General features: G+C 40.8%; 19 protein-coding genes. 13 read left to right on the top strand and 6 right to left on the bottom strand.

Annotated elements, in window-relative coordinates:
• Window position 1: 1 nt before the first annotated feature.
• The 4 genes from CWC29_RS22040 to CWC29_RS22025 all read right to left on the bottom strand — a co-directional run bounded on the left by CWC29_RS22040 (window position 2) and on the right by CWC29_RS22025 (window position 5,220).
• Complete coding sequence (locus CWC29_RS22040) at window positions 2-2,503, bottom strand: hypothetical protein (protein ID WP_138521495.1); 2,502 nt, start codon at window positions 2,501-2,503, stop codon at window positions 2-4.
• Window positions 2,493-3,239, bottom strand: a complete 747-nt coding sequence (locus CWC29_RS22035; protein ID WP_167815472.1) for a hypothetical protein — start codon at window positions 3,237-3,239, stop codon at window positions 2,493-2,495. Before CWC29_RS22035 ends, CWC29_RS22040 begins: the two co-directional genes overlap by 11 nt.
• Window positions 3,240-3,406: 167 nt before the next feature.
• Window positions 3,407-4,153, bottom strand: coding sequence for a hypothetical protein (locus tag CWC29_RS22030; protein ID WP_167815471.1), 747 nt, complete (start codon window positions 4,151-4,153; stop codon window positions 3,407-3,409).
• Between the two features lie 23 nt (window positions 4,154-4,176).
• The gene (locus CWC29_RS22025) at window positions 4,177-5,220 is read right to left on the bottom strand and encodes a hypothetical protein (RefSeq protein ID WP_128725482.1); all 1,044 of its coding nucleotides are present in this window, start codon (window positions 5,218-5,220) and stop codon (window positions 4,177-4,179) included.
• Window positions 5,221-5,592: 372 nt separating this feature from the next.
• Here CWC29_RS22025 and CWC29_RS22020 point away from each other — a divergent pair, with 372 nt between their 5' ends.
• The 3 genes from CWC29_RS22020 (at window position 5,593) to CWC29_RS22010 (ending at window position 9,861) form a co-directional block, all read left to right on the top strand.
• Window positions 5,593-6,543, top strand: a complete 951-nt coding sequence (locus CWC29_RS22020; protein WP_128725481.1) for an SPFH domain-containing protein — start codon at window positions 5,593-5,595, stop codon at window positions 6,541-6,543.
• 5 nt (window positions 6,544-6,548) lie between these two features.
• The gene (locus CWC29_RS22015; protein ID WP_128725480.1) at window positions 6,549-7,001 is read left to right on the top strand and encodes an NfeD family protein; all 453 of its coding nucleotides are present in this window, start codon (window positions 6,549-6,551) and stop codon (window positions 6,999-7,001) included.
• Window positions 7,002-7,443: 442 nt separating this feature from the next.
• Window positions 7,444-9,861 (top strand): PAS domain-containing hybrid sensor histidine kinase/response regulator, encoded by a 2,418-nt coding sequence (locus tag CWC29_RS22010; RefSeq protein ID WP_128725479.1) that lies wholly within the window; start codon window positions 7,444-7,446, stop codon window positions 9,859-9,861.
• 88 nt (window positions 9,862-9,949) lie between these two features.
• Here the strand turns inward: CWC29_RS22010 and CWC29_RS22005 are convergent, their stop codons facing one another.
• Complete coding sequence (locus CWC29_RS22005) at window positions 9,950-12,238, bottom strand: hybrid sensor histidine kinase/response regulator (protein ID WP_138522856.1); 2,289 nt, start codon at window positions 12,236-12,238, stop codon at window positions 9,950-9,952.
• Window positions 12,239-12,247: 9 nt separating this feature from the next.
• Window positions 12,248-13,513: an ABC transporter substrate-binding protein gene (locus tag CWC29_RS22000; RefSeq protein WP_138522858.1), complete on the bottom strand. Its 1,266-nt coding sequence runs from the start codon at window positions 13,511-13,513 to the stop codon at window positions 12,248-12,250.
• A gap of 466 nt (window positions 13,514-13,979) precedes the next feature.
• Here CWC29_RS22000 and CWC29_RS21995 point away from each other — a divergent pair, with 466 nt between their 5' ends.
• From CWC29_RS21995 to CWC29_RS21950, 10 genes are all read left to right on the top strand, one after another.
• Complete coding sequence (locus tag CWC29_RS21995) at window positions 13,980-14,312, top strand: metalloregulator ArsR/SmtB family transcription factor (RefSeq protein ID WP_128725476.1); 333 nt, start codon at window positions 13,980-13,982, stop codon at window positions 14,310-14,312.
• A gap of 169 nt (window positions 14,313-14,481) precedes the next feature.
• Entirely contained in the window at window positions 14,482-15,198 is a 717-nt protein-coding gene (gene arsH, locus CWC29_RS21990; RefSeq protein WP_193554550.1) for an arsenical resistance protein ArsH, read from the top strand.
• 9 nt (window positions 15,199-15,207) lie between these two features.
• Entirely contained in the window at window positions 15,208-16,227 is a 1,020-nt protein-coding gene (arsB, locus tag CWC29_RS21985; RefSeq protein WP_128725474.1) for an ACR3 family arsenite efflux transporter, read from the top strand.
• A 96-nt stretch (window positions 16,228-16,323) separates the two neighbouring features.
• A complete protein-coding gene (locus CWC29_RS21980; RefSeq protein WP_128725473.1) occupies window positions 16,324-16,752 on the top strand; it encodes an arsenate reductase family protein in 429 nt (142 codons plus the stop codon).
• Between the two features lie 274 nt (window positions 16,753-17,026).
• Window positions 17,027-17,713: an ABC transporter ATP-binding protein gene (locus tag CWC29_RS21975; protein ID WP_128725472.1), complete on the top strand. Its 687-nt coding sequence runs from the start codon at window positions 17,027-17,029 to the stop codon at window positions 17,711-17,713.
• Window positions 17,695-18,645, top strand: a complete 951-nt coding sequence (locus CWC29_RS21970; RefSeq protein WP_128725471.1) for an HlyD family secretion protein — start codon at window positions 17,695-17,697, stop codon at window positions 18,643-18,645. Before CWC29_RS21975 ends, CWC29_RS21970 begins: the two co-directional genes overlap by 19 nt.
• A complete protein-coding gene (locus CWC29_RS21965; protein WP_128725470.1) occupies window positions 18,635-19,789 on the top strand; it encodes an efflux RND transporter periplasmic adaptor subunit in 1,155 nt (384 codons plus the stop codon). The genes CWC29_RS21970 and CWC29_RS21965 overlap by 11 nt, the downstream gene beginning before the upstream one ends.
• Window positions 19,786-20,976 (top strand): efflux RND transporter periplasmic adaptor subunit, encoded by a 1,191-nt coding sequence (locus CWC29_RS21960; RefSeq protein ID WP_128725469.1) that lies wholly within the window; start codon window positions 19,786-19,788, stop codon window positions 20,974-20,976. The genes CWC29_RS21965 and CWC29_RS21960 overlap by 4 nt, the downstream gene beginning before the upstream one ends.
• Window positions 20,976-22,211, top strand: a complete 1,236-nt coding sequence (locus CWC29_RS21955; protein WP_128725468.1) for an ABC transporter permease — start codon at window positions 20,976-20,978, stop codon at window positions 22,209-22,211. Before CWC29_RS21960 ends, CWC29_RS21955 begins: the two co-directional genes overlap by 1 nt.
• Before the next feature lie 291 nt (window positions 22,212-22,502).
• Window positions 22,503-23,039 (top strand): hypothetical protein, encoded by a 537-nt coding sequence (locus CWC29_RS21950; RefSeq protein ID WP_128725467.1) that lies wholly within the window; start codon window positions 22,503-22,505, stop codon window positions 23,037-23,039.
• The last annotated feature ends 289 nt before the right edge of the window (window positions 23,040-23,328 follow it).

Here is a 23,328-nt window from a genome sequence, read left to right as displayed (position 1 = left end):
TTTACTCCTTCTTAGGTTCTGCGGTTATCTCTCCCGCTTTTACTTCAAGCCTAATTTCCGGTTTTGTAGTATCGAAGAGTAATACGTGATTTCGATCGATCCCCGGGTCATATGCAAATGCGCCGACTTTTTTAGCATAACTACCAAACATTTCTCCTGGTAAAGAAGTACCTGAATGCCAAGAGTATCGATTTTCGTTTTGAGAAAATTTCTCGTTATGGACTGTGTATTTTGGGCCAGTGCGAGTCACTACTCGTCTCGCAGGAGTGTTAGGTGTACTATCTAATAAGCTCCCCTCAGTAAGGCTATCTGTTGGGTTGCCTTCTTGATCTCTGTGGTTATTGAGGTCAGCAGCCTTAACCAATAACTGCACGCGACCATTTAGACCATCCCCAAATAAAGAACTCAATACCCCGGGACTCACCTTAACTTCCCAGCAGTTACCCGTTTGTCTAGTGGATGCTTTTACAACGGTGCAACCTGAAAACTGTCCATCGTTTAATACACTAAATTCCAAATCTTCGGTATTTAGCATGACGTCCTTGCCATTTTGAGAAAAGCCCAGAGCAAATGAGCTACCTTCGGTATTCGGATGGCGTATTGCTTCGTTAAATTTTAATCGAAGAGTAATATCCTCTTGGTGATTTAAAAAGCGCAAATGTGGAATTGTCTGTGCCTTATATCGTTCTGATATAAAATAAAATTTTTCTTTCGCATCACGATGAAACCAAGGATTTTCGTCAAATAACGTAATGTCTCCATCCCGATTTATTTTTCCTTGCCACTTCATCCCATACTTTGCTTCTCCTCCTTGAACAACCTCAACTTGCTGCAAATAAGGAGGCAGGTTGGCAACGTCGTAAAAAAACTGACTATAGCCTGTTAAAAATTTCATAGAATATGGGATAAGTACTTCAGCGTAACGCTCTAACAAACTATCACCGCTGAAGCAACGCTTTTGCTCTACAGAAGACTTAGTGCAAGTCTTAACTAAGGGGTTATCTTTAGAAAAAGGCTTTGTGATATCTTTCCTGATGAAGTTTGGTCTTAACAGAAGCTCACCAGGTTTTATTAACTTTCCATTGGAATTACTTTCGTAATCCACCCCTTTCATCGTCTGTTCAATATAGTAGAGTCCTTTAGGCCCACCGAATGCCGAGGCCTCCCACCAATCAGAGTCTAGACTATTGAAATATCCATTGAACTTAAACCGGTGCGCATTAAACTCGCCACTCTCCTCATCGAATTTTGCGGCCGCATGCATAATTTCATACTGAGGCAGACGTCGGCGAGATTTAAAGTTAAGTGCCAAACCACAAAGGTTTAATTTTGGGCGTTTATCTGCTTCAAAATCAGCTAAGTCTCCAAAATAAAACATCATGCTTAGTTCACCGTATCCGCACAGCTTGCCAGCTTTTTTAAAGGTTCTTTTAGTCGCGGCTCTATCGAAGAAGTAGTATTTTCCTTCTACCCGTAAGCTATATGGCCTTTTATAACTTCTATCGTGCTCGTAAAATACCGAAAAGTCAGTTGGAAGATGTGCTTGAAACAACGGAACATTATATATGCCCTTTGCCATGGTGTTGGGATCGAGCAAATTATCTAAAGTATGTACATGAGATGGATCGCTTTTGCGCCCCCATATTTGGCCTGAATGAGTAATGAGTTTGCTTTTATTTGAATCAATGAACCATGTATCAACTACTTTTTCGCTTATAAATTCAAATATTTTACTGGGAATAAAGTGTGCTTCGTAATCATCAGGTTCGCCAAGAGCATCCCGAGCCAGCGTTAAATGAGCGTCGCCATGTACATGAGCAATCGAACTCATATCTTCAGCATGATGCAGTGCGTGTCCAAACATCCACATTGCTTTTGCACCACTTAATAACCGGCCATGCTGCTCCAAACTCCACTCTTCTGTGGGTGCCATCTCATAGAGGTCATCCAGAGTATTCAGATATCCCATTGTTAAAATTGCACTGTTAAAAAAGCGTCCAGCCGTAATCTCACTAGGTTCTAATGCACCGTATATATTAACCATGCCATTTAGAACCAGAGGCCAGTCATTCATAGAAAGAGGAGCACCTGTGTAAGCATGTTGAAAGTGCGACATTACTCGGCTCAACGGCGTATCCTCCATCACCACACCATCAAGTACATTTAAACTTTTCTTTCTAAAGGCCGGGTACTCAGGGCTAGCCTCGTCTTCGTCCATCTTTTTATCTTTCAATGTCTTGAATTGAGGGTCATATCCCCAAAGGTATGGATAAGGTTTGTTTAACGTAGCATTCTGCTGAGCAACACCTAAGCGCTCTATTACATAGTCTGGATGCAGTTGATATAGTTGATAATATGCAGAGTGTTCTCCATCTAATTTCTCTAGTGATTTTCTGATAACTTCAGTAATTCTAGGATGAGTGGTATTGGTATCGTGAGCAAAACAAGGCCAATTGATAGCACTTATTAAAGCAACTACACCCAACTTTTTTTTATAGTCCATTATACTCGTATACTCTCGGTTTTTTAATTTGCTCTTGGCAGGTTACTGAATTCCAACAATCGGTTTCTGGATAGCGATAATATAACTCTTTAAATATCGGGTTATATTTCTCTCTCACCGCTTTTTGTATTTCTTTTGGAAGCACTGGTAAATAGTCGGTTTTTATGGAATAAATATGCTGTGATACCAAAGTTCCTAAACTGTATCTAGCCTCTTCAAAAAACGAACTCTGACGGTAATATTCTGAGCTATCCGGTGCGAGCTGCTCCATCGCCAAGCTCGCGCGCTCAGCCTCTTTTTCTATTCGAGCCAAAACCGCCTCCAGCGGAAGCACTTCAACTGTAAAGGGAATTGGGTCATCAGCTTTGCTTGGGGCAAAACCTGCACTCGAATAATTAATATGGTACATAGGATGGTACACTTCGAAGTGGATTAATGCATAAGCGTTAGGATATTTGAGATCTAAGTGCTCCCTTGGAAATAAAATCGGTTGGTTTGCATCGCCAATTCTTTCATAAAGATAGCCCATTCTATGTCCACTTCCCCCATGACCTCCATACTCAACATGCGCAGATTTAATTAAAAATGGCGCTTCAGGCTGTTTACCATCTTTGGTTGCTATTGTTACAACTATCGGGCCTCTAAAACCAAAGGACTTATCAAATACACTACAGCCAGTGAGCGTTAGGACTAAAATACACAGAAAACTGTGACCAAACGTTAAATACTTTTTCATAAAGTAAACCATAAAATAATATACTAGATAGCCGTAATTACAGGATTATCTGAACTACCAGAAATTCTATAACCAAGGATACTAGCCAGTTGAGAGACTTCTTCGATCACAAAATTTCCATCCCCTATAATTAATGTAAATTTTTAAAGCAACAACACTTACCTTTTTTAAATTCCATTATATTCGTGTTCTCTTGGTTTTTTTAATTGTTCTTGGCAATACATCAGAAGCCCACAGTCGGTTTCTGGATAGCGATAATATAACTCTTTAAATATCGGGTTATATTTCTCTCTCACCGCTTTTTGTATTTCTTTTGGAAGCACTGGTAAATAGTCGGTTTTTATGGAATCAATATGCCGTGATACCAAAGTTCCTAAACTGTGCCTAGCCTTTTCAAATAACGAACTCTGGCGGTAATATTCTGGGCTATCCGGTGCGAGCTGCTCCATCGCCAAGCTCGCGCGCTCAGCCTCTTTTTCTATTCGGGCCAAAACTGCCTCCAGCGGAACCACTTCAACTGTAAAGGGAATTGGGTCATCAGCTTTGCTTGGGGCAAAACCTGCACTCGAATAATTAATATGGTACATAGGATGATACACTTCGAAGTGGATTAATGCATAAGCGTTAGGATATTTGAGATCTAAGTGCTCCCTTGGAAATAAAATCGGTTGGTTTGCATCGCCAATTCTTTCATAAAGATAGCCCATTCTATGTCCACTTCCCCCATGACCTCCATACTCAACATGCGCAGATTTAATTAAAAATGGCGCTTCAGGCTGTTTACCATCTTTGGTTGCTATTGTTACAACTATCGGGCCTCTGAAACCAAAGGACTTATCAAATGCACTACAGCCAATGAGCGTTAGGACTAAAATACACAGAAAACTGTGACCAAACGTTAAATACTTTTTCATAAAGTAAACCATAAAATAATATATTAGATAGCCGTAATTACAGGATTATCTGAACTACCAGAAATTCTATAACCAAGGATACTAGCCAGTTGAGAGACTTCTTCGATCACAAAGGTTCCATTTTCCACATCAGACAAAACACCTAATTTTGAAAGCAGGTTCGTTTTGTTATTCTCCAATATATACTTGATGGCTTCATCTCTTTCATACTGCCCCATTTTAACATTAAAGTTTAATTCAATTATTTTATCTTTATCTGATGATAAGGCGCGTTTTAATTTTATATAACGTTCAGCAATAGCGAGATACTCATCCCCTAATCCAACATTTGAATAATTTGATTTGATGTAATCAAAGTCAGCTATTTCAGCTAGCCCTAATAACGTTAATAACTTACTATCGAAGCCAAAGTCGTCTCCAATTGACTGATTTAGCGCTTTTGATAGTTGAGCAATTGCATCAGGATCATTTTGAGCGGATAGTTTACCAAATGCCCAGCTCGCGGGACCTCTAAAAATAGGATGAACGCTTTCATCTGCCATTAAACTAATTCTTGATTTAACACTAGCTTTAGGATGAAGCGTAAAATACATGAGTGTTTCTCGAAGCCGTATACCACCAGCTTCGTCACTGTTAATATAGTCAGAGTAAAATTGAGAGGATATTGCTGTAGGCCCTGCAAGGAGAATATTTATCATGATACTTTTTTGTACTAGTGATAAACTACTTGTACCTTCTGATAAATCAATCATTTCTTGCTGAAGTGCCGAGTACAATTTTGCTTGATTAACATGATTTGCTAGAGCATTTTTACAGCTAAATATTGCCTCTTTAAGCAGCTCAGCGTCATTTGGCAGTGGGTTAAGGGAGTTAAAATCAACCTCAAATTTATTTAATTTAACAACAATTCCAGGTACTTTATTCAAGCCAAGATCTGAAAGATGTGGCAACTCTCGAATTTCATCTTCTACCTTTTTAATTTCAATCAAGCTAAGTGCATTAACAGAAAAGCTAAACAAGGCAAACAAAAAACCAAAAGACACTGTCTTTATAATTCTATCAAACACAGTAGTAAAATCCTTTAAACCCATATAGGGTACGGCATAATATACAACAAATGAAATTTGTCAACGCAATGTTATCAACTAAATTATAAATTAAGGTCTTTAATTACAAAGTAAGAGGTAATTACATCTCAAAACAAAAAAATGACAGCGATGTCATTATAAAGCAGAAGAATAATCGATATTTTTTAGTCACATCTAAATATAAATATGATTTATACACTTCGTTACAAACCACATGCAAAACTGCCCAAAAAGTCCAGTCATCATAGTTACACTGAGGGGAAAACAAACCAATAGCTATTCTTACGTTATTCATCTATATTGGGAACATGCATTTGATGCGAACAATTCTTATGTAGTAGGAGAGCTAACATGGATCCAGTCACACTTATTTTTGATTACCTTTTTACCATCCAAGCGTTTTTATTGATTTTCGTTATTGTGGTACTAAAAGGGAGTATCAAATTTGTCCCGCAGAACCGTGCGTGGATTATTGAACGTTTCGGCAAGTATCAATCCACTAAAGAAGCCGGCCTAAACTTTATTCTGCCATTTATCGACCGCGTAGCGGCCGATAGGAGCTTAAAGGAGCAAGCGGTTGATGTCCCATCTCAATCAGCCATAACTAAAGACAATATTTCATTGATTGTTGATGGTGTACTTTATTTTAGAGTGTTAGATCCGTATAAAGCGACTTACGGTGTTGACGATTATATCTTCGCGGTGACTCAGCTCGCGCAAACCACCATGCGTAGCGAACTGGGTAAAATGGAGTTGGATAAAACCTTTGAAGAGCGAGATTTACTTAATACCAACATCGTCGCCGCCATCAACTCAGCTTCTGATCCTTGGGGCATCCAAGTACTGCGCTACGAGATTAAAGACATTGTGCCACCAAACTCTGTAATGGAAGCAATGGAAGCACAAATGAAGGCTGAGCGTGTGAAACGAGCTCAAATACTAGAGTCAGAGGGTGACCGTCAAGCCGCTATCAACGTCGCGGAAGGTAAGAAGCAAGCGCAGGTGCTTGCAGCTGAAGCCGAAAAGGCAGAGCAGATCCTAAGAGCTGAAGGTGAAGCAAAAGCGATTATTGCCGTTGCAGACGCACAAGCCGAAGCCCTTCGTAAAGTCGGTGAAGCCGCAAATACCGAAGAAGGCCAAAAAGCCATCCAGCTTGACTTAGCAACAAAAGCCATAGCAGCAAAAGAAGCGATAGCTAAAGAATCTTCTGTGGTATTGCTACCAGACAATGGCACAGATGCAAGTTCGCTTGTGGCACAAGGCATGTCTATTATTAATACATTAAATAAAAAGCAAGGGTAACGCCTATGGCCTTTTTACTTGAGCATTTAGCACAAACCTTAGTAGTACTAGGAATTGCTTGCCTAATTGTTGAGGTTGCTGTGCTTGGTTTTGCCACCTTTGTACTGTTCTTTTTAGGTCTGTCTCTGGTGATAAGTGGCGGCTTAATGTATGCAGGTATGCTTGACCAAACTTGGCTGACTGCACTTTGGTTTAATGCGTTAGTCACGACATTACTGGCTGTGTTTTTATGGAAACCACTAAGACGCATGCAAGATGTCACAGACGACAAAGAAGTAACCAGTGATTTTGCTGAGCTTACCTTTACGCTGGAAAAAGACTTGAATGCAGAAAGTCGTATTTTTCATACCTATTCTGGTATTGCGTGGCAACTAAAAAGTAAACAACCTATTACTGCAGGAACGCAAGTCAAAGTGGTTAAAAAAGAGGTTGGAGCGTTTTGGGTAGAGCCAAATTAGGCTTGTCTATGAATTAAGGATTAAGCTAATACCTGTTAGTCTTAATTCTTGCTCTATTTAAAGGAGCAAGTCTGACGCTAACTGCATTAAATTTTTTATTTAGAACAGCTAAATAGCAAAATTTTTCCTTGCCTACATGGATGTAAGCAAGCAAATTCACCTCCAATAGCTGACTATTGGAGGTGAATTCAATGCTGTTAGCGCTAGAACTGGCTGCTAGTAAGGCATCAATCATTCGCAGATCAGATTAGTTAAGCCTTGGTACTGATATCGCTTTCTATCTAAAATCTTCTGTGGTTTTTTGCAGCTCGGTCATTGAATCGCATAGTGATTTTCAGGAATTTATTTCGCTCTTCTATTACGTGAATATCCATTCCCGTCCTATACTGAAACCCATAGGTAAATATGTATACCACGCTTGAAGCCGCATACTAGGATGGACATGGTAAGTAAAACTGAGCTCGAATTAGAGAAAGAAATTCAAAGTCTGAAATCTCAATTAGCGGAAGCATCTTTTGAACGTGACAAGTATAAAAAGCTGTTCGAGGCGTCAGGCGACGCGCTATCCATTTTAGACATAAATACGGGTAAATTTACTGAATGTAATCAAGCAGCCGTTCGACTACATGGCATTGAAAGTAAAAGTAAATTTCTAACACTAACTCCTGCCGACATTTCCCCTGAATATCAACCATGCGGACGTGCTTCAGAAGAACTAGCTATGGAGCACGTAAGCAAATCTCTGACTGAAGGTCCTCAGCTTTTTCCGTGGAGCCACTCCAACACTCAAGGCGAAACGTTCCCTTGTCTAATATCATTGACGGCAGTGCAAATCCAAGGAAAGCAGCTCGTCGTAGCAATAGGAAGGGACATATCGGAACTACACAGCGCGAAAGAGCAACTGAAAAAAGCAAATACTAATATTAAGCGTTACAAAGCTGCGTATCAAAAAGAGAAAATGAAGTTTGAGCGCTTTGTCAACGCAGCTCCAATTGGTATCGCTGTCAATTCGTTGAAAGATGGGGCCTTCCACTATGTAAATGATGAGTTCAGTAAAATGACTGGATATTCAGTAGACGAACTAAACAATATTGATTACTGGAAGATAACACCTCCTAAATACCAAGAAGAAGAACAAAAACAACTTATTAACCTTAAGGCGCAAGGAAGGTACGGACCATATAAAAAGGAATATATCCATAAAAGCGGACATACCTTTCATGTCCTCCTATCTGGTATTAAAGTCACCGACGATAATAACGAAGATTTTATTTGGTCAGTCATTCAAGATATATCTCGTCAAAAAGAAACCGAGGAGCAACTTAAAAATGCGAGAAACCAAGCAGATTCTTTAGCGCTCAGAATGCAGCTTGCGAATAACTCTGCCCAAATCGGCGTTTGGGAGTGGGACTTAGTTACAAGTGAGCTCATCTGGGACGAGCTGATGTTTAAGCTCTATGGCATATCAGAATCACAATTTACACAAGTCTATGATGCTTGGGCGAGTGCCGTACACCCTGATGATATAGAATTTGCAAGTGCACAGCTGCAAGCTGCAATTGATGGTACCGGCGTTTATGAACCAGAGTTCAGAGTTGTACACCCAAACGGTGAAGTGAGAACAATTAAAGCCAGTGCAGAGGTTATTCGAAGCAATGGCAAAGCAATAAAAGTTGTTGGGGTAAATTATGATGTTACCGAAAAAATTGAAGCAATAAGAATATCTGAAACGGCTAGACTAGCAGCAGAACATTCCTCTAAAGCAAAAAGTGACTTCCTAGCCAATATGAGTCATGAAATTCGTACACCAATGAATGCTATTTTAGGGGGGTTACAATTGCTAGAAAACGCTAATTTAGAGCCCGATTTAGGGAAAGTTTTAGCTAACGCCGTATTTTCTGCCAAGAGTTTGCTTACAATCATCAACGATATCTTGGATTATTCAAAAATTGAATCCAATAAAATTGAGTTAGAAAGTACCGAAATTTCAATTTTAGATATTTTGGACTCTGTTAAATATGACCTAGATGCATTAGTCAGTAACAAAGGTATAGACTTTGTCATATCAGCAGATGATAGCTTCGAAGACGGATGGATTGGTGATTTAGTGCGCGTAAAGCAGATAATACTAAATTTAGCATCTAACGCTGTTAAATTCACCAACAAAGGGGAAGTTAAAATAATTGCCAGCTGCCAATCATATAACAATGAAAAAGCGATTTATTTAAGTGTTCAAGACTCTGGTATCGGAATGGATGAGGATGCGCAAAAACGTATTTTTGAGCGTTTTTCACAAGCTGACACATCAACTACTAGGGAATACGGTGGTACGGGACTGGGAATGTCAATTACTGTAAGTCTTATTAAGTTGATGAATGGAAAAATAAACTTATTTAGCGAAGCTGGTAAAGGAACTACAGTTAATATTATCCTACCGTTAGACAAGATAAAAACGCAATCTAAACCTGTACGCACAAAATCATTTACACCACCTAATCTAAAACACACTCGTATTTTGATTGCCGAAGACAATAAGATTAATCAAATTCTTATCAAAACAATGCTTAAAGAGACAAATGCAACAGCTGTCGTTGTCGACAATGGTCGGCTTGCAATCGAAGCTCTAAAAGAGCAGGCATTTGATTTAGTATTAATGGATATACACATGCCTTTTATGGATGGGGTTGACGCGATAAAAGCTATCAGAAATGAGGGAAATCCGATCCCTGTTATCGCTCTCACTGCGAACGTTATGGTTGAAGATGTTAAGCACTACTTAGAAATAGGCTTTGATGCGCATATAGCAAAACCAATTGAGCTGCCTATCTTGTATGGCGCTTTAGCAAGCTTTGTAAAATAGATCATTTCGAGAAATAACAAGTATCTATTTCAATATGGATGAGCACTTTTGTACTATTTGACACTGAGTTCGAACACCCTCAATAAATTTAAGCAGAGCCTGATTGACTTGGGGAATGCGTCACTCCGGGCTTTTCTATCGCTCTAGATATTGCTTCTACAAACGCTTGGTAATCAATAGGCTTTGATATAAAAGCGTTCATTCCGACTTCAAAACATCGTTTTTTGTCCTGCTCAAGTACATTTGCAGTCAATGCTATTATCGGAATATCTGGGTAGTTTCTTAACTTACGGATATGTTGAGCAGCTGTAGGACCATCCATTTTTGGCATTTGCATGTCCATTAAGATCAACGCAAAGTCCTGCTCTTCACAAAGCTGTACAGCCTCAAGCCCATTTTCAGCAAGAGTAATATTTACCAGCCCTAAATCCTTTAACATTGACTTAGTAACAATTTGATTGACCTTGTTGTCTTCGACTAAAAGCACTTCTATGTTTTCAGTAATATTACGACTAAGTTTTTGATATTTAGGCGCCTCTTTTTTATCGACTCCCTTTGACACTGGAAGTGTAATTGTGAAGCTAAACGTTGAGCCCTCTCCCACACGACTTTCCACTTCCAGTTTAGAGTCCATTAAATCTAGTAGCTTATTTGAAATGGTTAGGCCTAACCCAGTACCGCCAAATCGACGAGTTATTGATGTATCGGCTTGGGAAAACGCTTCAAATAGCTTTTCTATTCTGTCTTGTGGAATACCTATACCTGTATCGCTTACACTAAACTTTAATGTTGCGTTGCTTGCATCTTGCTTTTGAAGATCCACTCGCAACTTCACTGTTCCCTGCTCAGTAAACTTTATCGCATTACTAAGTAAATTGAGCAGCACCTGTTTAAGCCGGATGACATCCCCATCAAAAACACGTAAGTTGGCAGGCACCGTATTCATGATTGTTAGCTCCGCCGAAGACGACTTATTCAGCGTTTTTCCTGTCTGCTCAAGTTCATATAAAAGTTTCTCTATCTCAAATGGTTGCGACTCAAGCTCAATTTTTCCAGCCTCAATTTTACTTAAATCAAGAATATCATTTAAGATAACCAATAGACTTTTTCCCGAAGAGTCCACCAGTTCAAGCATGTCCATTTGATTTTTGTTCAGACCCGTGTTTCTTAGCTGCCTTACCATGCCTAAGATACCATTCATTGGTGTGCGGATCTCATGGCTCATATTCGCTAAGAAATCAGATTTTATTTTCGACGTGTATTCAGCGACCCGCTTCGCTTCGATAAGCGCTTCACTTAACAATTTAAACTGATTTGCAGCATTAGCTAACGTACCAATTTCATCTTTTCGATCAAGATCCTTTATCTCATCCGATAAGTCACCTTCAATACAATGTTGAAAATTCTTAGTAAGGCGCTTAATTGAACGGATAATATGAAAGTGAAAGAATAAAACAAAAAATACTAAAAAGAGTATCCCCACAACCATCGCTGATTTTATCATTCTGTCGAATTCTAAGATCTTTGCCTCTGCAGTGTTTCGTATATTATCCAGCCTAGTTAAGGAGTCGGCTCTTAATTTATCTACCAAATTTGAGAACTCTACTGCATCACCAGCCATTACAACGTTAACTAAAGTTAAATAGTTTCTATTTGCTTGAATACTGCCGTTAAATACATCGCGGAATCGGTGGGATAACGCCTGTAATTTAGCCACGTTTTCATCACTCAACTCTTTACTTATCAGTAGCCTGCGATCTATCTCTGCCAAACCATCAAACACTGCTTTTTTCTTCTTGTAATCTTTCTGTGTTAAGTACAGATTTGCATCTCGGTAAAGTGTCATCCATAAATCCAATATCTGATATATCGTGATCTTCTTTTGACTGATGTCATCACCAGCTAACTGTGGTCTTAAATAAGCTTCAGCTTTTGTAAACACCTCTGGTAACTGAGTTTCAAGCAAATGCTTTCTTTCTTGATAACGCTGCATAAGCACACTTAAGTTACTACCATACCTATTTACAATTTCTAGCAGAAAATCTATAAGCCGCTTTTCTTCTTCACTTGGTACCTTTGCCTGTATTTCTGTGAGCTTTATCGTAATTTTCGCATGATTGCTCACGATCTTTTCATAGATAGCGGAACTACCAGAACTGCTGAACACAGAAATATCACGCTGCAATTCAACAATCTCTTTGTTGATCTTAAGTACTGATACTGAGTTTTTAGATACATTCAACGTGCTCGTTAACGTATTATCAACAACCTCCACGTGTGAGCTCAGAAATAGATAGACAGCAGTAAGACTTGCAGCGAAAGCAAGCAAAACCAGTAGAATTTTGCTTGAAAGCGATCTTATTGAAAATATTGGCATGCCTCAGCCTTATGCGTTTAGTAATTCGTACCAGCGATCTAAACTATAATCATAATTTTCCATAACGGTATTCCATACAGCTATGTTAGAAAAGCGTTTGACATAACTTCCACCGTCGCGTAATTCTCCTGTATTTACAACAACTTTGCCATCTGTACCTTTTAAAATTGTCGCTGCAGGCTTACCGTCATACCAATAATCCCATTCAGCCTCAGACATTAGTGGTCTGCTACGCTCTGGGTTTGAGATATAATATCCTTGTCGAGCGATAAATGCGCCAGGGTATCCTGAAAGCCACCAATTCATATAGTCGTAAGCTGCATCTTTAACATGGCCACGAGCCTGAGATGACAGGCACATAACACCGTGCCATGCCCTATAGCCCTCTTTTGGTGAGGCATATGTGATCGGTAACCCTTGCCCTCTGCAGGCACTTACCCCAGGTGAAAACATACTTTGAATGTGAACTCTCTTCTCCAACATAAATTGCACCGATTGTGGAACCGAAGTCCAAAACCCTGAGAAGTGTCCTTTGCGCTTTTTTATTAATAAAATTGTGAAAAGCTTGTCTATTTCGTCAATAGTCATATTTCCAATATCTTTGAAAGAAGCCAGCCCCCTTGCTTGCGCGGCGAGCGCCAAATCAAAGATCCCTATTGTAGGTGCATTCACTATTGCTGTTTTTCCCGCATTAGATTCATCCAATAGCCAACCCCAAGACTCACTTTCATAAGGGCTCCCCTGTTTTATAAAATCGGTGTTGTAACCAAAGGAATCAACATTGTGTACGTACGGAAGAAAGCTAATTTTTTTTGTTACGTCGCTTGCAAGCGTCCCGTCATCTTGAACATACAGCAGCTTGTTGGGTGCATCACCTGCCCCCACCTTAGCAGAGGGGATAAGTTTCCCCGTCTTTGTAAGTGGGTTTATTTCATGCCAGTGGGTAAGCCTTTCAATATCTATAGGCTGAATCGCTTTTGCTTGCCAAAGTATGTTTATAGAATCTGACCACTGTTCGTAAAGGTCAAATGCGGCAGGATTTGCAGCAGCTTTTTGCAGAACTGCAGCACTGCCCATTGGATAGAATTGAATATCGATTCCCAACTCTTTCATCGCACGCTGACGCAGAGGCTCTTGTAACGTGACATGTGTCCCCATTACACGGAGGGTTGTCCTGTTTCTTGCGAACACATAAGGAGCTTTAATGAGCGCAGCAGATAACGCCAGCCCTATACCCGCTTTGCTTAAAAACTCTCTTCTTCCATTTTTATTCATAACAGTTAAACGGTTTATATAACTTGTTAGTAAATATAGTTTATGATCACGGTAACCGTGGGCAATATCGTAACTTTGTTAAAATACCACTCATGCCCGACTACATTGTGAATAGCTACGAGTGTCTCAACACAAGGCGTGTAAAGAAGAAGCAGAGCTTGCTGACTATCCAGTCGCTATCACCAAAAATCTCCAATTAACATACAAAGTGCTTTGTCATAGAAAATAGTAAAGAGATCAACAAGCAATATCCTAAGATGCCCACTGCGCTTTTATTAACAGATTCATAGTTACACGAACACACTGTAATCGTTAATTCATTGGTTTTCCTATAAAAAGGTAACGCATGAAAAAGTAATGAGTTGATTTCCTTCCGGTCCTAAACTCAGTTAAAAAATAAAACACGTTGACATATGAAAAATCACATATATCATATTTCACATATATGATTTAAGAGATGTGATTCATGAATCCGTTACAGTTTTTCAAATGCCTGTCCGATGACACCCGACTGAAATCAGTTCTAATTATCAATCAACTTGAAGAAGCATGTGTTTGCGACCTTATGGCAGGACTTGAGTTAGATCAGCCCAAAGTCTCACGCCACCTCGCAGAATTGCGAAAATGTAATATTTTACGGGATGAACGCCGAGGAAAATGGGTGTACTACCGGCTTCATGAAGATCTCCCCTTATGGGCAAAGGAGGTTATTAATCAAACCGTTGCACACAATCATAGTTATTTTGCTGAGGCGTTAGCAAAACTAAATGCATCAAAAGCTCAAGCATCGTCTTGTTAGTAGCAAATAAAGACTATGAAAGTTACTTCTTTCAGCAACTATGGTGTTAACGAATAGCCAGACAAGCTTAGTTTGGTGGGTAGGATTAGCAAATGGCTTACGATGACGTATATGCATCTCTCCTGCTCTACTTTGAGCTAAATAAACGAGATTAGGAGCACAATACATTATGTTTCAGGACAACACACTACCGAACATTGATAAATCACAGTTTGATATTCCAGCATTAGACAAGTGCCTTAGCACCCAAAAAAAACATGCTCCCCGCATACTTTTGCTATACGGTTCACTGCGAGAGCGTTCGTTTAGCCGCTTGGTTATTGAAGAGAGTGCTCGCCTGCTTACACACATGGGAGCCGAGGTAAAAATCTTTGATCCTGAAGGTCTACCACAAACTGACACAGGTGATGAGAATCATCCCAAGGTTCAAGAGCTTAGAGAGCTCATGATATGGTCAGAAGGACAAGTATGGTGTTCACCAGAACGGCATGGCTCAATCACAAGTGTTTTTAAAAGTCAGCTTGACTGGATCCCTCTGAGTATAGGTGCCGTACGCCCAACCCAGGGGAAAACATTAGCTGTTATGCAGGTATGCGGTGGCTCTCAGTCATTTAATGTGGTGAATCAGTTAAGGGTTCTTGGTCGTTGGATGCGCATGGTCACCATTCCTAACCAATCCAGCGTGGCAAAAGCCTTTCTTGAGTTTGATGAAAATGATCGGATGAAGCCATCTTCTTATTACAACCGAATTGTCGATGTAATGGAGGAGTTGATAAAGTTCACGTTATTACTTCGCGATAATAAGGACTACTTCGTCAACCGCTATTCAGAACGCGTTGAATCCGCAGAGCAATTAAGTCAGCGCGTTAACCAAGGTGATATCTAAGGAGGTAACATGGGCTTATTCGAACGCTATTTGTCGGTGTGGGTAGGTATTGCCATTGTGGTAGGTATCTTATTTGGAAGTATTGTACCGGATGCATTTGCTATTATAGCTGGTATTGAATATGCGCACGTCAACTTAGTTATTGCGGTGCTTATTTGGTTAATGATTTACCCCATGATGGTGCAAATTGACTTTTCTTCACTGAAAGATGTAGGTAAAAAACCCAAAGGCCTCGCCCTCACACTGATCATTAATTGGCTAATAAAACCATTTACCATGGCATTTCTTGGCTGGCTATTCTTTAAGGGGATATTTGCTGATTGGGTAGACCCACAAACAGCAACAGAATATATCGCAGGCATGATACTGCTGGGTGTTGCACCATGCACAGCGATGGTGTTTGTCTGGAGCCAACTCACTAAAGGCGACGCAAACTACACGCTAGTGCAAGTATCGGTCAATGATATTATTATGATATTTGCTTTTGCGCCTATCGCAGGCTTTTTACTAGGCGTGACTGATATTACAGTCCCTTGGACAACACTATTTCTGTCTGTCGTCCTCTACGTGCTAATTCCTCTGGTGATTGGTGCAATCACTCGAAAGAAGCTCGACGACGCAAATGACCACTCTCGATTAAAGCAATTTTTAGCAACTATGAAACCTTGGTCAATCGTTGGCTTATTGGCAACTGTTGTGTTGTTGTTCGGATTTCAATCAAAGACTATTTTGGACAAACCACAAGCAATTATACTCATCGCCATTCCTTTACTTATTCAAACCTACGGTATATTTGCTATTGCTTATTTTATGGCAAAACAAATGAAGCTGCCACATAGCATAGCTGCACCTGCTTGCATGATAGGCACATCTAATTTTTTTGAGTTAGCAGTAGCCGTTGCAATTTCGGTTTTTGGGCTAAATTCAGGTGCAGCATTAGCCACAGTTGTTGGAGTTTTAGTCGAAGTTCCCGTCATGCTTTCACTGGTGTGGCTTGCAAACCATACGCGACATTGGTTCACAGAGTAAACGCTCAATGATACCAATTTACACATCCCTATTTGCTGCAAGCTGAGTCTAAATTGGGTGGTAATTAACTTTAATTTTTATGAAAAAGGTTGAGTTATGATAGTCATTCACCACAACCCAGACTGTGGTACTTCAAGGAACGTATTAAAGATTATTCGAGATGCTGGGTATACGCCAATTATCGTTGAATACTTAAAGGAAGGATGGACACGTAACCAGCTTTTAGGACTTTTCGCTGCGGCCGATATTTCACCGCGTGAAGCACTAAGAGTAACAAAATCTCCAGCCCGCAAGCTTGGGCTGCTTGAGGCTGGAGTATCGGATGAAGCCCTAATAACAGCCATGCTTAAGTATCCGGTACTAGTAAACCGGCCAATCGTCTGCTCACCTAAAGGCGTGAAGTTATGTCGACCAAGCGAATCGGTGTTAGCGTTACTCGATAAATGGCCTATGGGTCCGTATTTTAAGGAAGATGGCGAGCAAGTTTTGGACGAATATGGCGCGCTAAAAACAAAGGCGTTATAGGCTCCTGTCAGCACAAGCTAGGGTGTTAGCAACACTAAGTGTAATGGTAATTATCGAAGAGCTGCTTCGTATATGAACTTGGCAGCCAATTTTTCTTGGCACTGTTAATAATGTATAGTATCCAAAAACAACTTTTTACCTTAAATCCCTTTTCGTCTTGTACCTTCTCGGTTTACTCTACCCCTAACAATCACTACACTCAAATTCAGGTACAAGGTTAAACACCTCTAAACCATGAGTAGAAAACAATAAAAACAAGGGATTACAATTAATAATGATCAGGGTCGAAAACTTAAGCCGCGTTTACGGAAGCGGAGAAACCCAAGTGCACGCACTAAAATCCGTTTCTCTAGCAGTAATGGAAGGTGAATTTGTTGCAGTGATGGGATCATCTGGCTCTGGAAAGTCTACATTAATGAATATCCTTGGTTGCTTAGACTCTCCAACCTCTGGTGCTTACTATCTTGCAGACCAGGAAATTCAAGCGGTGGAAGATGAAGCATTGTCACAAATTAGAAATCAAAAAATTGGCTTTATCTTTCAAACATTCCATCTACTTACCCGCCTGACCGCACTAGAAAATGTCATCTTACCGCTAAGGTACACTGACACTTCCCCATCAGAGGCAAAAAGTCGCGGGCTTGCCATGCTAAAAAAGGTAGGCCTTGATAGCAGAGCACATCACAAACCCTTCGAAATGTCTGGAGGACAACGCCAACGAGTTGCTATTGCTCGGGCTCTTATCAATGAGCCGAAAGTTATTTTTGCCGATGAACCAACCGGTAACTTAGATAGTAAAACCTCGCATGAAATCATGGAATTACTATGTCTACTACACCAGCAAGGCCACACTATTGTAATGGTAACGCATGAAGACGATATTGCGGCATATGCCGAGCGTATCATCAGAATGAAAGATGGCGAGAAAGTGGAGGATAGCCAATGCGCAGTTATATTATAAGCATCGCCCTACTCACCTCTTTGCAGGCTTTTGCCAAACCAATTATCGTCTCAGGTGTTATTAAAGCAGGTGAAACGCAGGTCTTTCACGCACCGATGAGTGACTCTTGGAAGACTCAAATCCAGTGGATGCTGCCCGAGGGAGAAGTTGCCAACAAAGGTGATATTGTGGTTGTCTACGATTCTGGCTCTATCGCGACCTCAATCGACCAAGATAAAGTTGCACTTGATGCTGCAAAAGATGAGTACAAACGAATTGAGCAAGACGGCGCCCAAAAGATACTCGAAGCTCAGTTCCAGTTGAAAAAAACCACTTTGCTCGTTGAAAGAGCCAAAATTGATGCAAACGTGCCAAAAGCCAATATCAGCACCTACGACTACGAGCAACATCAGCTGACATTAGAAAAGGCGATTATCGAAAACCACAAAGCTGAAGTAAGTTTAAGCAAGGCCGAAACTGAAGCAAAAGCAAATACTCAGAAACAGCGACTGGAAATAAAGCGGTTAGAAGCAAGCCTCACACACAACCAAGAGCAGCTGGAAAAAATGAGTCTAACGGCCAGTAATAGCGGCCCTATTCTGTATGCTGAACACCCTTGGAATGGCAACAAGTTGTTTGCTGGCGCAACAATACAACCGGGTTGGAAAGTAGCTGAAATCCCTTCTACAGCGGGTCTGTATCTAGAAGCATGGATCCATGAAGTAGATGCTATTGGTATTAAAGAGGGTCAAATCGCCGATTTAAAATTTGACGCCTTTCGCTCCTCATCAACGCCTAGTACCCTCATTGAGCTATCAACACAGCCTGAAAAGCGCCAAGATTGGGGCCAAGGTATGTATTACCGAGCTAAATTCACATTTAACACCGATTTGCCACTACTACCAGGCATGAGCGGAAGCATCACTTTGCCAGGAGAGAAAAATGAAAGTTAAGTTGCTGGCAGTCATCATTCCACTCTATTTACTTGGCTGTAGCCAAGCCCCCCGCGATGTACATATCGTAAAGGCACAGCCAATCACTATCACAGTAGAAGCGAATGGTGAATTAGAGTCAAAAAGTCGCGCTTTGATAGCCCCTCCTTCAATCAAGCGTATGTGGCAGTACAAGGTTAAACAGTTAATGCCTGAAAACACCTCGGTTCAGAAAGGCCAAATCGTCGTATCGTTTGACGATCAAACCGTAAGAGATCGCTTGATGGAGTACAATTCGAAGTTAAGCCAAGCGAAAAAAGAGCTAGAAAATAAACAAGCTCAAGTCGAGAAGCAAGAAGAAGAATACAAACTCGCACTCGCTGAAGCAAAAATGAACTTCGATAAGGCAAAACGACGCGCAGAAATAGTAGATAACTCACGCTCAGACAACGACCGAAAAAAGGCGCAAATCGACTTCACCATTGCCACTAATGATTTAGAGCTTGCCCACAGTAAACTCGCTTTTCATCTAAACAACAAAGAGCTGAGTATCCAAATGGCAAGAAGTAAGGTTGCACGAATGGATGCTGAAGTGAAAGAACTAAAACGTGACATAGCGCGTTTACAAGTAAAAGCGCCAATGGATGGGTTAGTTGCATATCGCGCAAACTGGGAAGGTGAAAAGCCCAGTGTTGGCGAGTCCATGCAGTTTGGTCAACCTGTTGTTGAGCTATCAGTTATTGAACAAATGCAGGTAAAAGCACAAATTAAAGAAGCCGATTTTGGACGGATAAAATTGGGACAAGCAGTAAAAGTTACCATAGACAGTGCCGATGGATATGTTGTCGGTGGGACACTCATTGAAATAGGAAAAGCCTTTAGGGAAAAGTCACATCAAGATAAAAGCCGCATTGTTGATGCCATTATTGAGCTCGACAAAATCGATACTGAAAAGCTGCGACCGGGATTGACCGCTCGTGTAGAGATAGTGACAGCACAACTCGATAACGCCTTGACCGTGCCATTAAACGCATTAAGACAAAGTGCGGATAAAGTGTTTATAGACACAAATAGCGGAGAAAAAGAAGTCACCGTCTCTTATACCACACCGACGCTTGCCATCGTTACTTCTGGCATTAGTCAAGGAACGGAGGTAAAGCTATGAGAAAAACATTACTCGCAATCATTGTCCCACTATGGTTACTTGGCTGCCAAGAAGCACCTGAGCAGCCAGCGCAACTACTATATACCGTAGAGCCTAAGCCATTTTCGATCACAGTGGATGCAGAAGGCGAATTAGAAGCCAAAAGTGAAACCGTCATATCCGCGCCAACCTCCGCGAGAGGGGCTCAGACGCTCGCATGGATCATGCCTGAGTACACTCAGGTGAAAAAAGGCGATGTTATTGCCCGCTTCGATGGCAGTCAATTAGAAAGACGAAAACGCTTTAGTGAATTCGACAAAGGCAAAGTCGCACAAGATATCACTGTCACCGATAGTGATTTAACCACGAGAAAGTCCCATTTGGATAGCGACAAGGTTATCGTCAGTGAGGAGAAACACTTTGCCGAGACCTTTTCAGTTGACGATGAACGGATCCGCTCAAAGCTCGACATTTTAGATCAAATGCAAAATGTTGAATATCTCAATGCAAAAGAAGCTTATTTTGGCTGGCAGACAGAGCAGTTTTCATCTTCTGCCCTTGGAGAAATGGAATTGTTAAAGCTGCAGTCAAAACAACACGAAAGCAAAATTGCGATGTACAACGCAAACTTAGACGCGCTTGAAGTCATCGCGCCACATGATGGCTTACTTACCCTCAGTGCCGATTGGCGTGGAGAAAAACCCAAATCAGGCCAAGCGCTATGGCCTGGGCAAAAGATCGGGGGGTTACCAGACATTTCATCCCTACAAGCTAAGCTTTTCGTGCATGAAAAAGAAGCACTTGGCCTTGCGATTGGCCAAAAGGTTGAGTTTACTCTGCTCTCCAATAGCGATGAGCGCTTTGATGGTAAAGTCACGAAGGTATCACCTTACCCACAATCTATTCGCCGTGGAGATCCACAAAAATACTATGAGATCATCGCGAGTCTTGATAAGACTCCAGCCCACTTCAAGCCTGGCAATAAAGTACTCGCTACAGTACTTGTCCAAGAAAATAAACAAGCCTTACTCGTGCCTAAACATAGCGTGATCAATGAGAACAACGCATTTTTTGTTCAAGTTAAAGACGGTAGCCAGTTTAAACGCGTAAAAGTGGAATTAGGCCAAAGCAACCTAAGCCATACTGAAGTACTGGCAGGCTTGTCTCCCAAGCAACAAATTGCACTCGTCGCGAATAAGGAACTGTAATGAAATATTTGGATTTATTTACCGACGCCATTGCACAACTAAAGCAGCATAAGCTCAGAACTCTATTGACCTTGCTCGGGATGATTTTCGGTGTGGGTGCCGTTATTGCAATGTTAAACATCGGTGAAGGTGCTGAACGTGAAGCGCTCAAAATGATCGATTCTATGGGGATCAATAATGTTATTGTCAGTGCCAAGGACATTGAAGATAATGACCTAAAGGAACAACGAAAATACTCGCAAGGTCTTAATCTATTAGACGGCCAAGTGATTGTCGACGCCCTGCCCTTTGTGACCGACTTTTCGGCTGAACGACTGGTGGATACCTACCAGATATTTAGCGAATTCGGCAGCTTCGAAGGAGAAGCTGCGGGCGTAACAGCAAACTATTTTAGCCTTGCGCATTATGAACTCGCAGCGGGTCGCCTGCTAAATGCTGAAGATAGCAAGGAATATCGGCAGGTTGCGTTGCTCGGCGCAAATACCGCAAAAACCCTCTTTCCCCTCGGGAGCGCTGTTGGTCAACAAGTAAAAATCAATCATTTATGGTTTGAGGTGGTTGGCATTTTGCAAGCACCGCACCTGAACAAAAAGGAGTTTCAAGGCGTTGCATTAGGAGGCGAGCAAAGCCGTATCTTTGTTCCGCTAACGACCGCCATTCATCGCTTTAATAAGGGATTACTTGAGCCTGAAGTTACCGAACTGAAACTTGCCATCGACAAATCTCAGAGTCCAATTTTGGCATCTCAAGCTATCACTAACATTTTAACTAACCGCCATAGCGATATCGATGACTACAGACTGACTATTCCCGCTGCTTTGCTTGCTCAGCAAAAGCAAACGCAGGCCATTTTTAATATGGTGATGTCTTGCGTTGCGGGTATATCACTCCTTGTTGGTGGTATTGGTATTATGAATATCATGCTCGCAACCGTACTTGAACGAACCAAAGAAATTGGTCTATTACGAGCAATAGGCGCCACTCGGAAAAATATTCAAGTCCAGTTTATTACTGAGAGCTTTACCATCTCGATATTAGGCGGATTACTCGGTGTGGTGTTTGGTATTTTACTTTCAGAGATAATTGCATTTTACTCAAACTGGGCGGTGTCTTGGTCTTTAAACGCGATTTTCCTATCTTTTAGTATTTGTGCCCTAGTCGGTTTAACATTTGGAGTATATCCGGCCATCAAAGCTTCAAAGCTTGACCCAATCGAAGCACTGCAAAGTGACTAATCAACCTGGAGGATAGTGTTGCCCCTCCTTTATTTTAAACCTAAATGACTTTTTCTCATGCTGTTTTATGAACAAAGTCATTATATAGCATGCTTTTTGTTGGACTTTTTTTCGTCACAAGGTAAACTTTTATCCGATTTAACTCAAAAATAACAGGAAGCATTATTGGAGCACTGAATGCTCGTATGATTTGTGTTGGTTTTCGGCTTAATAAATAGTTAACTAGTTAAGCTTTGCAAAAATCGCTGACACAGTAAAATGCTGCTGAGAATGGAACTTCAAGGACAAATAATGAAAAAAGTAACGCTTATCGCGCTTTCTCTCGCCTCTCTCACTGCTTGTAAAAGTAATGATATCAACCGCGTCGTGAATGATGGTGTAGACGGTGCTATTAATGGTATTTTTGGCAGTTCAGGAACCGTTGTTTCAGCAACGAGTAGTGGTTCTAGTAATGATTATTCTGTCAACAAAGAAAAAGTGTGGCCTCATCAAGCGACCAAAACGGCTCGAGACTATGGCTCATTTGCATTTGTAAAAACGGCAAAAAATCCAAGTGGAAAAACCAGACTTAAGTTTAACGAATGCAAACATCCGCGAATTGGCAAAATAAAGTGCGAAGGCTATCTATACGAAGTTTCCCCTGAAGGTTGGTTAGTAGAAGGCGATTCGATCCACTTTGGTACACATTACTATACAGATATTGTTATCCCTGCTGGACAGTATTACATAAAAATAAAAGGTGAAGATGTGGGTAAAGAAGTCTATGCGACCGGAACCATAGAAATTGCACCATTTGAAACTAACTACATAAACGTTACTGTTCAATAACGTAACAAAAAGTACCTAGCGAGATGAACCCCGTTAGGTACTTTTTACTAGAAAAGTTATCTTGGGATTATCCCATATATAAAGACATCCTTTATTTATTTTATTTCATCTAAACCGCATCAAAGCTCCTTTTAATGTAGCCAGATTAGCTGACCGTAGCGCCAAATTTTACTATATATATCATAACAGTATATAATTCCCTGCACTTTACATCGTTTACTCGACTTCGTCTTGCACAAGCAAAAGTTCAACTTTCCTCAACAATACCCTGTAATTAGTCAAAAATAAC

The organism is Pseudoalteromonas galatheae, assembly GCF_005886105.2.
GTDB classification, from domain to species: domain Bacteria; phylum Pseudomonadota; class Gammaproteobacteria; order Enterobacterales; family Alteromonadaceae; genus Pseudoalteromonas; species Pseudoalteromonas galatheae.
The sequence above is the reverse complement of the archived record's forward strand: the minus strand, read 5'-3'. Positions and strand labels throughout refer to the sequence as shown.